The organism is Bacillus sp. M6-12 (assembly GCF_002860285.1).
Classification (GTDB): domain Bacteria; phylum Bacillota; class Bacilli; order Bacillales; family DSM-1321; genus Peribacillus.
Genome location: NZ_PGVF01000031.1, coordinates 108117 through 120553, shown reverse-complemented (window position 1 = coordinate 120553; position 12437 = coordinate 108117). Strand labels below are relative to the sequence as shown.

The following is a 12437-nucleotide window of genomic DNA, read 5'->3' as shown; positions in this document are numbered from 1 at the left end:
ACTTAACAATTAGAAGCTAAAAAAATGCCAGGCAGCAGCTGCCTGGCATTCCATTATACAGGTGGAATTTACAATTAAGATGATATTTTTACTTTCTTATTAGTTGTTGTCCAAAGGCCGCGGCCTGGACTCTTCACTAAATCGTTATATGCTAACACATTTAAATCGCGCTGGATGGTACGAGAAGTGATGCCAAATTCCTCCACAAGTTCCTGTGTTGTCACCGGACCGTTATTGCTGATGAACATATAAACGGATTTGATGCGGGTCAGCATGCGATTTGTTGAAGGTTTCAAAAAATCACTCCTTATTCATTAATTCAACTGTTTGTCTTAAAAAACAGTGAAACAACTGATTAAAGCCGAGTTTTCTCTCTTCCAAACCTATGTAATTTCTTTACCACCCTGCAGCTTCTCTAAAACCCTTGCAATTTCATGTGTTAGTACTTTTCTATTGTACCCTGTTAAAGCGATATATTCTATATAAATGAACTTAATTTACAAAATATTAATTTTTTTTAATTTATTTTCAAATGGTGGAAAATATTACAATTTTAAACTCTGCACCTTTTCTATATAATATTCTTGATTTAAGTGCTATGTATTTCCATTCAAGGAGGATCTTATTTGTTAAATCAAGATAAACTGCAGCACCGGCTGGTTCATGAGAAAGAGAATATGTACTTTGCAATTACAGTATTGTTTAGCATAATAACTTATATTGCTTTTGTTTTTTCCATTATCGGAATTGCTATTATGGCTGGCATGATCATTTTCGCTTACTTTTTCCATGCTCTGTCTATGGCTTCTATCAGAAGGAATGGGGTCCGCATCAGTGAAAATCAATTCCCGGAAATTTATCAAAAAGCGGAAGAAATAGCTGGAAAAATGGAATTAAAGCAAATGCCATCGATATATGTTATGGAATCTGCAGGATTTTTAAACGCTTTTGCCACACGTTTTTTTGGAAAGAATATGGTAGTCGTATACTCGGAAATTTTCGACCTGATTTCCGAGGATAAAGATGATCAATTATTGTTTGTGCTTGCGCATGAGTTTGCGCATCTCAAAAGGCGCCATGTTTTGGTTCACTTTCTATTGCTGCCTGCCATGTTCGTGCCTTTTCTGGGAGAAGCCTATATGAGAGCTTGTGAATATACATGTGACCGCTACGCAGCCTTCTATGTAAACAATATGATGGCATCGCAGGAAGCTTTGACAATGCTGGCCATCGGCAAGAAACTGGCTCCTAAAGTGAATAGAGAAGCTTATATTGAGCAATTGCGCGAGGAAAAAGGCTTTTTTGCAGTACTAAGTGAAATGATGTCAACCCATCCGGATTTGCCGAAGCGGCTGAATGCTCTTAACCACTGGAATGAGCCGGAAGCGTATCCGCTTGTGAAAGACAAAAAATGGATTGCCATTGCCGGACTTACGTCTGGTTTACTGCTATTTCTACTCTTTGTAGGAGGAATCGTTTACGGATTTTATACTTTTGGCGAACAAACCTTCAGTGAAGAAGAGTTTGAAGTTGAAGATGTCACACCATTAATGGAAGCATTAGAATCGGAGAAAAGCATTGATGAGGTTCAAAAGCTTGCTGATGCAGAGAAAGATATCAATGCAGCTGACAGCAGCGGTGCAACTGCCCTTCATTATGCTGTCTACTACGACAATCTTCAGGCAGCAGAACTTCTGCTTAAGAAAGGTGCAAATGTAAATGCGCAGGACAGCTACTCAACTACACCGCTGATGGATGCTGTATATATGCCAAGCCTGGAAATGGCTAAATTGCTGATTAACAATGGGGCTGATCCTTTACTAGAGGACGAAAGCGGCTATACAGCATATGACTATGCCAAAGAAGAAGATTATAAAGATATAATGAGTTTGTTAAAACCTTATAATGAGTGATTAAAAGAGGCTGAATTTTCTTCAGTCTTTTTTGTTTTCGGGATTTCCAGGTTAACGGGAAGTTATCTGACATAAGCAACTTGACATGCAGATAAATGGTTGCATATAATTGTAGTATGGATAAGATATTTAAGGCTCTTGCAGATTCAAGCCGGCGACAACTCCTTGACGAGCTCTTCAAGAGAAATGGTCAAACTTTAAGTGAGCTGTGTGAACACCTTGAAATGACCCGTCAATCTGTTACCAAACATCTTGTTATTTTAGAAGAGGCAAATTTAATTATTGTCGAATATAAAGGACGGCATAAATTTCATTTCCTGAATGCTGCTCCTATTGGAGAGATAGCTGACCGTTGGATTGGAAAATATCAACTGCAACGGGTTAAAGCATTGAGTGATCTGAAAAAAAGTCTTGAGGAGGAGTAAAATGACAGACACGACATTTGTTTATGTTACTTACATAGCAACGACACAGGAAAAACTCTGGGAGGCACTGACAAACGGGATTTTACTAAAGAATATTGGTTTGGACATGAAGTCCAATCTGATTGGAAAGAAGGCTCAACGATTTCTTTCTTAGACAAAAATGGGAATGTGGTTGATTACGGAAAAGTATTAACGAGCGAGCCGTATCGTCTTCTTTCATATACTTTTAACTGGGTGGAAGACAAAACAGTACGCGAACGTTCGCCAAGAGTGATATTTGAACTGGAGCAGATGGATTCGGCTGTAAAGCTGACGCTTAAGCATGAAGATTTGCTGCCATCAGATCTTAGTGAAGCAAATGAAGGATTCTATGGATATAATAACGGCTGGCCAGCAATCCTGAGCAATTTGAAAAGCCTGCTGGAAACAGGACACACTTTGCCGCCATTGAAGGTATAAGCAATGGGTTTGTGTTTCAATTAATATAATTGTAAATATAATAAAAACTTATAAATTTGGACAAATGCTAAAAATAGTGAATGAATCGTTACTTACTATAAAAGGGCAAACAACAATAAGGGAGAATTGTATATGGAAAAAGATAGCTTATACCTGCAGACAGTTGATAGGAAGGGGAATCCCCTTACTATATCCGTTGAAGGAGTAGATGAGCAGGAACTGGCCCATTTTGGCGGTCTTGATTTGCATGTGAATGCCACAAAAGCAATGATTAGTGATACAAATGGAATGTCTTTTCCAGAAAAAGAAGGGGACTTTTTGATTAAAGATAAGGTTGCTGCCCTTTATCTAAATGAAATTGGTGAAATGTTAAGGAATGAATCACCTGAGCCAAGTTTATTAGCTGGTATTACAAACATTGAATTAGTTAAGGAGTTCTTAAATCAGCCTCTAGCAAAAGAAGTCGAGGGATTGATTGCCAAAGAAAATGATTTAATTCGAAAAGATAAAGAAGCACGTAAGAAGGAAGAAGATGAGAAATGGGATAATATATTTCGTAGATAAATTGAAGGGAGTCGCCTCATGCCGTAAAAGGTCACTCCCCATTTAGGATTGCTTAGAACCTTGTTGTTCCGCCTACTTGCTGTTGAGCCATTGCGACCATACGTTTTACCATTTCACCACCGACGGAACCGTTGGCTCTTGCTACTTGTTCCGCTCCTATCTGTCCTTACTTTTTCCAAATACCGACTTTACTTTTCTTAGCCGTAGCTAATGCATTACGTACCTTTGTTTCGTACTTATAAGTTCCATAGTCATAAAAGTAATCAACTAATCCTGCTTTAGTGATGTCTTCTTGATGTAATCTTCCGTCTAACCACACCCATGCTAATAAGCGTCCATATTTGTCATACGTATCTTTTCCGTCAGTTTCTAATACGATCTTCTTAGCGTTCTTGATACGAGTACACGTAAAGGTAGCTGCCTCTTTACCGAAGGTTCAATTTTATTAGTACTTTCCGGTGTATCAATAAAAAGGAAACGCGTTTTGTAGACTTTACCATTAATCTTAAAGTTTGCTGTATCACCATCTGTACATGATGAAAATGTAGCAGTGTACTTTTTGTTGATTGCTAACTTAGGAGCAGTAGTTGGTTTAGCTGCAGGTTTAGGTGTAGCTTTAGGTACAGTTCCAGTTGGTAAGGCAAGTGAACCTGTGTTTATTTTAGCTACTGTAAGGGTGTTCTTACATTTGTTACTGCTATACTTTTTGATTAAGGATAGTAAGGCAGTTTTTGACTTTGCTGACTTAGCGAGTGAAGTAGGTTTGTGAAGTAAGTATGAACATGATTTGTTGTCGAAATGACCTCCCAGTTTATGCCAATGCCCCTCTATGTGCTGATGATTGAGTCGGGAATAGGGATAAGAGTAGGAATGAGGCAACGACTAGGATTGTAAGTTGTAACTTTCTCATTTAGATCCTCCTTGGTAAATTTTAACCAAGATAATATTACCATAAATCTGGATATTTTAGGGAGAAAAATTTAGTGATGTTCCATTGGAAAAGTTTAGAAAAAAGCTCTTTACCCGTCAGGTTTTGCCAATTATAATCTGTCCTGAATAGGGAGGGGATTTAATGTCTGAAACTGCTAAACTAAAAGAAAGTCTATGGAATGATGTGACAACTGAATCTTCAAAAAGAGGGTACATTTCGACTACAAGAGGTAAGGCAAAAGCAAAAGTCGAAGGTATATTCAGATCGGAGATATTGTTGTCGATATTCAGAAATAATGAAAAACGTATGTTTAAGATATACAGAAGAGATTTTGATCAAGCAATTGATGTCTTAGAATCAAAAGGAAGAGTTAGACAGGGTGAAATATCAAATAAAGATAGAAGATACGTTATTGGAGCCATGACCATATTTGTTAACAATTATTTTACTTATACCGATGAAATGGATAGCGATGGTAAAAATCACCCTTTTCTTCGTTGGAGTGCTTATGGTAAAGAAAATTTATTAATGAGAAAGAGGGCAACTCATGAATAGTGAAGAAATGAGGCGAGAATTTATCAAATTAATAAAGTTGAATTTTCCTAGTGTACAATTCAAAGAAAGAACACTTCCTTCTGGAAACAAAAGAATCAGTCCCTATATCCCAAACAAAAAAAGGAATAAGAGATGGATGCAACTTGATGCGAATCCAGAATACTTTTCTATAGCTATGGATCATTATCCTGGAGATATCACAGAAGAAGATTTGAGGAGTATTAATATCCCACTAGGATTAGATGGTAATAGAACAGGGTGTAAGCTTCAAAATAATAATGATGCCGTGAATATTTCAGTTTTCAATAATGATGTTTATAATTTCAATTCTGATTTTTTTACTGCATTTTTAGAGAAGCATTACAATTCCTACATCAAATTGATCAATAGCTAATCATTGAAAGAGCACCGTTTAGGGTGCTTTTATTTTTTATCGTTAATAATTTAGTTACCTTAAAAAGTGCCAATATTTTACATGAATAACAAAGTATATCCAAATAGATCGGTAGTATTGTATAATTTCTCTATGAAAATAGGAAATTATACCTAATGGAGGAAAATTAATGATTTCTGCAAGAAAAATATTTAATATATGTTTGATACTCTTGCTAGTTGCCTTAAATATTCCGGTGCGAACCATTGCTGCTGTAACGGAATCCACCACAATCGGAGCAGTTGCAGATGGTTCCTGGGATGATTTAGGACCACTCATGGAAGACCAATTAAATTATGCAGGTGTATCAGGGGTAGAGTATGGAATACAAAAATCCGCTATTCAATTTGCGATACCTGCTAAAGGGGCGGATACCTATATATCCCGAGCCGTACTCAGAATTCATATTTCTCAGGTTAATAGCGATGTTTCCGGAGAAGATAATTTGCCCTTTATCCGTTTATTTGGTTCAGAAAATGACTCATGGAGTGAGCAAGACCCTGGTTCATTCCCTCTGGATTCAGAAGAACATCCATTACTTACAGCAGGCCCGCCTTCAATAGGTATAAAGGAGTTCGTTGTCACAGATTTTGTACAAGAACAATATGTGAAAGATCAAAAAGCAACGTTCGCTTTACTTGGTAGAGATGTACCAGTCGATGGTCATCGAAGAGAATACTTCTTTTTATCTAATCAAAGTAATAAAGGACCAGAACTGCTACTTGAATATGGAACTGTCGAGGACCAGCCGGCAGCTACAGCTCCTAGTGTAACCAATACGGAGACAATGGAGGATACACCAAGCAACAGTAATTTAGTTATTACCCCTAATTCCAATGAAGCAGTCACCCATTTTAAGATAAATGGAATTACAGGGGGTAGATTGTATAAAAAGAATGGAACGACTGAAATCACGAATGACCAATTTATTACCAAGGCTGAAGGTTTTGAGGGACTTACATTTACTCCGAATTCAAATGCGCACTCTCCAAATGATACATTTAAGTTCAATGTTTATGCCGCATATGATGAAACAGGAGCAGGGTTAAGTCCAGCAAAGGAAGCCATTATAACCGTGCATGAGGTAAATGATGAACCGGTTCCGGTGAATGATACTTTGTCACCCATAGGAGAATCTTCGGGTGAGCGATCCATTCCATTTGCAGAGATACTTGCTAATGATGATAAGGGAGTTGCCAATGAGAGTTTCCAGAGTCTAACCATTGTGTCAGTTCGTAATGGGAATGGTGGTACAGCACGGATAGAGGGAACAAACGTGGTATTTACTCCCGCTAGTAATTATAGCGGACCCGCTAGTTTTACTTATAAAGTGAAGGATAATGGAACCACCATGGGAACACCTGATACTAAAGTAAGTTCTGCTGAGGGAACGGTCTCATTCCAGATTGACCCAAGAGCTGATGACCCTACTGTAGAAAACGCTGAAACCAATGAAGATACTCAAACAGAAAGAGGGCTGGTAATTACTGCACCTGATATTGCCACAACCCACTATAAAATAACGGAAATTACAGGTGGTCTTCTATATAAAAATGATGGTACCACACCTATAACTGACGGTAGCTTCATCACTAAAAGTGAAGGACAGGCGGGTTTAAAATTCAGTCCAACCCAAGATGCAAATGGAACTGCTGGATTTGGATTTAAAGTGCAAGCAGCCCCTGGAACAGACAATACGCGGTTAAGTAACCCAGTTACATCTTCAATCATTGTAAATGAAGTAAACGATGCACCTGATGCCGTGGATGATACTTTACCAGACCTCATTGAGGATCCAGGAGTTCAAAGAATTCAAATATCCGAATTGTTTCGTAACGATTCCAAAGGACCTGCAAATGAAAGTGGGCAAGATTTAACAATTAAGTCTGTAGAAAATGCAGTTGGAGGCACTGTCACTACTGAAGGAAATGAGATTCTATTTACACCAAACGAGAACTATTCAGGAACAGCAAGTTTTCAGTACACCGTTGAGGACAATGGAACCACAAAGGGTGTTTTGGCACCTAAAACAGATGAAGCGACTGTATCGTTTACAATCAAACCAGTAACTGAAAAGCCGACCGTGACTCCTGCGACAAGTGAAGAAGATGACTGGAATCCAAACGGTCTTAAAATCACCCCGAATGCAGCTGATGGTGCAGGGGTGACGCATTTCAAAATCAGCGGAATCACCGGTGGAGAGCTGTATATGAATGATCAGACTACCCCCATCTCAAATGGTCAATTTATTACCAAGTCAGACGGTGATGCTGGACTGAAATTCAAACCGGAAGAACATGCCAATACACCAGCGGGTGATTCATTTTCATTTCAAGTTCAAGCCTCACTGGATAACGCAGGCACCGGGCTGAGTGAAGCGGCTCAAGCAATCATCACGGTCAGCGAAGTCAACGACAATCCGATAGCGGTTGATGACACGCTGACAGCCGTAGCCGAAAATTCAGGTGAGCGTCAGGTCGATGTGGATAAGCTTCTTGAGAATGACAAGGAAAAACCTGCGAACGAAAACGAACAGACCCGACGAGTCGTTAGTGTTGGAAATCCGCAGGGGGTCACCGTAAGACTGGATGGAAACACAGTCTATGCTACTCCTGAGCAAGACTTTCGAGGTCAGGCGAGTTTCGAGTATACGATTAGAGATAACGGAACCACAAACGGTGCGGCTGATCCTAAGACTGCAACCGGGATTGTCAGTTTTACAGTAAAAGCACGTGCAGACCGACCGAGTGTGACGGACGTGACAACAGAGGAAGATACCGAAAGCAGCGCGTTAATTATTACACCTAGAAGTGCTGGTGGTTCTACTGCTACTCATTTTAAAATCACAGGTATTTCAGGTGGCGAGTTGTATCACACAAACGGCATCACTAAGATTTCAAACGGCGACTTTATCACGGTAACAGAAGGTAAGGACGGGTTGAAGTTCAAGCCGAGCAGCAATATGCATGGTACTACCGGTTTTGGTTTTAAAGTACAGGCAGCACCAAGTCCGGACAATAGCTTGCTAAGTGAGGAGGTTGAAGCGGTGATTACCATCACCGAAGTCAACGACCCGCCGAAAGCGGCAGATGACACTCACCCCGATGTGGCTTTGGGAACAGATAAAGTGATCTTCCCGTTCACTGCATTTACCGGAAACGATAGTGTAGGACCTGAGGATGAACAACAATGGCAGACCCTTACCGTCACAGATGTAGTAGCTATCCAAGGGGGAACGGTCAGTATTATTGATGGGAAGGTGGAGTTCGCTCCCGAACCAGGCTATAAGGGGGACGCTTCCTTCACGTACACCATTCAAGACAATGGCCGGACGAACGGTTCCGATCAACCAAAGAGCGATTCAGCTACCATGAGCTTTACAATCGTTGATAAGACGAAACCGGCTATCACGTTACATGGTGATTCGACTGTCTATGTGTTAAAAGGTTCAGCTTATGTGGAACCAGGATATACGGCAAACGACGAATCAGACGGTGATCTGACTAACCTTGTGACCGTCTCCGGTACGGTGGATACCACTCAGTTGGGGACTTATACGTTGCGGTACAACGTCACTGACAGCAGCAATAATCCAGCTTCTGAAGTCACACGAACAGTACGCGTTGTATCGGCAGACTTAAGTGAGTTAACGGTTTCTGATGGAACTTTAACACCGTCTTTTAACCCGAGCGTAGTGAATTATGATGTAGCCGTTCCATATAACACAACAAATATAAGTTTCACAGCGAGTACTTTGGATCCAGCAGCCAGTGTAACAATTGCTGGGGAGAACAAGGGAAACAGCGGTACGCACACGGAACCTTTAAGTCAAGAAGAGACTACTTTTCCAATCGTAGTAAATGTGGGCGGAATTTCAAAGACATACACGGTGAAAGTTTCTCGTAAGATGACGCCAGCAGAAGCGGTAAGTGATGCGAAAGCGGACTTAACCATAGGGTATGCAAGTGGGGACTCTGCAAATAGTGTAACGCAGAACGTAACGCTTTCATCAACAGGAACCAATGAAACCCAAATTACCTGGTCTTCCAGCAAACCCAACTTGATTGCAGCTGATGGAACCGTTCAGCGTCCAACCTTTACGGAAGGCGACCAAACTGTCACCTTGACTGCGACGATTTCCAAAGGAGATGCTTCCGATACAAAAACATTTACTCTACTTGTGAAAGCAAAATCCCAAACACACCTAGAGGCGGTTACGGAGGCAAAATCTCAATTAGCCATTGGATATTCTGGAAATGATCATGCAGAAAATGTAACATCCAACCTTACACTTCCTATAACAGGAGGCTTTGGCACGCTGGTTAGCTGGTCTTCCAGCCATCCCAACCTGATAGCATCAGATGGGAAGTTAAATCGACCTTCATTTACAGAAGGTGATCAGACAGTTAGCTTGACTGCCAATATTGCAAGAGGTGATATTTCTGATACCAAAACATTCACTGTCACCGTTAAAGCATTGGCTCAAACAGATGCCGAAGCAGTGGATGCTGCTAAGTCAGCTTTAGAAATCGGCTATGCACCTGATGACAGTTCGGATAGAGTCACACAAAATGTAACTCTTCCAACGACTGGTTTGCACGGAACAGAGGTAAGCTGGTCGTCGAACGGCCAAAATGTCATTACAACGGATGGGAAGGTTTCGCGTCCTCCGTATTCAGATGCCGACCAAACCGTGACGTTAATCGCTACCATCACCAAAGGGGGAGCGACGGACGAGAAAACATTTACAGTAAAAGTGCTGAAATTGGCTCCTTCCATCAATGCTGATTTGAGTAATTTAACTTTATCGAATGGCACGTTAACTCCTGCATTCAGTCAAAATAAGATTCAGTATAGGGCTACCGTTTCTGCTTCCGTCAACAAGCTTACCCTTGTGCCAACGGTAGAGGATACAGGAAAAGCCACTGTTCTTATAAACGGGAATTCTCCATCATCACCAGTTTCCTTACAGGTGGGAGAAAACACCATTCATATTGTTGTTACAGCTGAAGATGGTGTTACGAAAAAAACGTATTCCGTGATAGTTACAAGGGATGAGCCCGACACAGGGACAGGGGGAGCCACTCCGCCTTCTAACACGGAAGAAATAAAAGTCGACGTTGATGCTGGGAATGGCACAAATTTAACCCAGACACCCATTACCCGTACAACCGAGCCGAATGGAACCATAAAAGATCATGTAAGAATGACAGATAATATAGCAAAAGAAACAGTAGAAAAAGCTATTCAACAAGGTACGGATACAGCCAGAATCGTCATTCCAGATCCAGCTGATAAAGTCTCTGAAATATTGGTGGAAATTCCAAAAACGGCTTTATCAGAAATTAACAAAGGGAAAATCAATTTAGAAATTACTACTCACAACGTTACTATTTCCATTCCGACGGATTCTTTGGATAGCTTCAGTGACAATTTGTACTTCCGGGTCGTGCCGGTAAAGTCCAATGAACAAAAACAGCAATTAGTGGAGAGAGCCATGAAAGAAGAATTGATAAGGGATATAGCCCAAGACAACACAGTTAAAGTATTGGGACGCCCTATGGAAATCGAGACGAATATGCAAAGCAGGGAAGTCACACTGGTTCTTCCATTAAAGGACAGCTTGCCTGCAGATCCTGCCGAAAGGCAAAAAGTCATTGACAACCTTGGCATTTACATCGAACACAGTGACGGTACGAAAGAATTTATGCAAGGACGCCTTGTGAAGACCAACAAGAGGGAAGAGGGCCTTGAATTTACCGTTAAGAAATTCAGTACCTTTACGATGATCTATATGGAAGGCTGGAAGGAACTGTTTGATAACCAACAGGTACAGTCGCATGTTCCATATATCAGTGGCTTTGATAACCAAACATTCCGTCCGAATGAACAGGTTAAGAGATCCCAGATGGCAGCCATGCTTACGCGTAACTTAGAAAAAGAAGTTAAAATGAATACTAAACAAGGGTATAAAGATGTTCCAAAGAACCATTGGGCATATTCAGCGATCATGAAGGCCAAAAGCACCGGAATCATGCTGGGTGTATCAGGAGAAAAATTCAACCCGGAAGCCACCATCACTCGTGCTCAAATGGCGGCTATATCGTATCGGTGGATCCAACAGGAATGCAAAAAAGACAACACCGCTTTCAATAGTTGTTCTTCCTTAAATAACTTCAAAAAAGTAGTTTTTTCTGATGTTTCATCCCGTCACTGGGCGTCAGAAGCTATACTTTTTATGAGACATTCTGGAGTTATGAGTGGTTTTACAGGCAATGTATTTAAACCGGAAGAATCACTAACAAGAGCCCAAGCGGTTGTCGTGTTAAACAGACTTTTTAAACGGGGACCATTACACAATGTAAAGACTCAAACGTTTAAAGATGTTCCAACATCGCATTGGGCATTCAAAGATATTGAAGAAGCAGCAAGAAACCACCAATATAAAATCAGCCCAAATGGAGAGGAAACGCTAGTAGAAAAACGTTAAAAATAAAAGCATAATGGAAAGGAGGATGGGTCTAAAGCCTATTCCTCCTTTTTTACTTCTCGGAAGTTAATAAAATGTAGCAGATTAGAAAAGAGGGGAAGCTAGCTTAAGTCCTGTATAAAGAAAGGACTGGAGTAAGGCAGTACCTTTCTATAGGGAGCTTTAATTGAAGATCTTTTCATACAATAGTCAGCGATAAGTAGCCAATTGCATTAAGTAAAAAGGAGAAAAAGCCGCCAAATAATGGCGGCTTACTCAGTTCTATAACTTTTAACGATAATTTATACCCTATTTTATCAACTTTAATTATACAGGCAAGCTTTCCAGGTCACGACTGAGTTGTCACTGGACAAAAAAATGTACTGATACAACTAAGTCGTGACCTAAAGGTGGAGAAAATACCAATCAAATACGTTTCCTGAATTTTTATATTACAACTCAGTTTTGACCTGAATTTTTGATTATCAATTAATTCGGTGACAACTTAGTGTGACCTGAGGTTGAAGATCCAGCTGCCGTACCAGGTGGCTTTTTCTTATGGAACTAAACCAGCTAATAGCTTGTCAATATTTTTCATTAAAAACTTAAAATATCTCATGTTATACTAAAAAAGTGCATACCAAATAACCTTCCGTTACTATGTTTTTGGAAGGTTTTGAGCTATTTA

At 40.2% G+C, this 12437-nt stretch carries 10 protein-coding genes and 1 pseudogene; 8 read left to right on the top strand and 3 right to left on the bottom strand.

Annotation, left to right across the window (positions count from 1 at the left end):
- Window positions 1-74: 74 nt before the first annotated feature.
- Window positions 75-296, bottom strand: a complete 222-nt coding sequence (locus tag CVD28_RS25745; protein ID WP_101597520.1) for a DeoR family transcriptional regulator — start codon at window positions 294-296, stop codon at window positions 75-77.
- Between the two features lie 330 nt (window positions 297-626).
- Here CVD28_RS25745 and CVD28_RS25740 point away from each other — a divergent pair, with 330 nt between their 5' ends.
- The 4 genes from CVD28_RS25740 to CVD28_RS25725 all read left to right on the top strand — a co-directional run bounded on the left by CVD28_RS25740 (window position 627) and on the right by CVD28_RS25725 (window position 3361).
- Window positions 627-1913, top strand: a complete 1287-nt coding sequence (locus tag CVD28_RS25740; RefSeq protein ID WP_257985983.1) for a M48 family metallopeptidase — start codon at window positions 627-629, stop codon at window positions 1911-1913.
- Window positions 1914-2029: 116 nt separating this feature from the next.
- Window positions 2030-2338: an ArsR/SmtB family transcription factor gene (locus CVD28_RS25735; RefSeq protein ID WP_101597572.1), complete on the top strand. Its 309-nt coding sequence runs from the start codon at window positions 2030-2032 to the stop codon at window positions 2336-2338.
- A 15-nt stretch (window positions 2339-2353) separates the two neighbouring features.
- Window positions 2354-2797 carry an SRPBCC domain-containing protein gene (locus CVD28_RS25730; protein ID WP_219621212.1) on the top strand — a complete coding sequence of 148 codons (444 nt, stop codon included), beginning with the start codon at window positions 2354-2356 and terminating at the stop codon, window positions 2795-2797.
- 132 nt (window positions 2798-2929) lie between these two features.
- Window positions 2930-3361, top strand: coding sequence for a hypothetical protein (locus tag CVD28_RS25725; protein ID WP_101597519.1), 432 nt, complete (start codon window positions 2930-2932; stop codon window positions 3359-3361).
- A 52-nt stretch (window positions 3362-3413) separates the two neighbouring features.
- Here CVD28_RS25725 and CVD28_RS25720 read toward each other — a convergent pair.
- Both CVD28_RS25720 and CVD28_RS29415 read right to left on the bottom strand, forming a co-directional pair.
- A pseudogene (locus CVD28_RS25720) lies at window positions 3414-3524 on the bottom strand (small, acid-soluble spore protein, alpha/beta type); the annotation flags it as partial.
- Window positions 3525-3527: 3 nt separating this feature from the next.
- Entirely contained in the window at window positions 3528-3740 is a 213-nt protein-coding gene (locus tag CVD28_RS29415; RefSeq protein WP_374702570.1) for a thermonuclease family protein, read from the bottom strand.
- 180 nt (window positions 3741-3920) lie between these two features.
- On the opposite strand from CVD28_RS29415, the gene CVD28_RS25710 reads away from it, so the two are divergent.
- The 4 genes from CVD28_RS25710 (at window position 3921) to CVD28_RS25695 (ending at window position 11770) form a co-directional block, all read left to right on the top strand.
- Window positions 3921-4130: a hypothetical protein gene (locus tag CVD28_RS25710; RefSeq protein WP_101597517.1), complete on the top strand. Its 210-nt coding sequence runs from the start codon at window positions 3921-3923 to the stop codon at window positions 4128-4130.
- Window positions 4131-4433: 303 nt separating this feature from the next.
- Entirely contained in the window at window positions 4434-4847 is a 414-nt protein-coding gene (locus CVD28_RS25705; protein WP_101597516.1) for a hypothetical protein, read from the top strand.
- The gene (locus CVD28_RS25700; RefSeq protein WP_101597515.1) at window positions 4840-5241 is read left to right on the top strand and encodes a hypothetical protein; all 402 of its coding nucleotides are present in this window, start codon (window positions 4840-4842) and stop codon (window positions 5239-5241) included. Before CVD28_RS25705 ends, CVD28_RS25700 begins: the two co-directional genes overlap by 8 nt.
- Window positions 5242-5410: 169 nt before the next feature.
- Window positions 5411-11770 carry an immunoglobulin-like domain-containing protein gene (locus tag CVD28_RS25695; protein WP_101597514.1) on the top strand — a complete coding sequence of 2120 codons (6360 nt, stop codon included), beginning with the start codon at window positions 5411-5413 and terminating at the stop codon, window positions 11768-11770.
- Window positions 11771-12437: the final 667 nt, after the last annotated feature.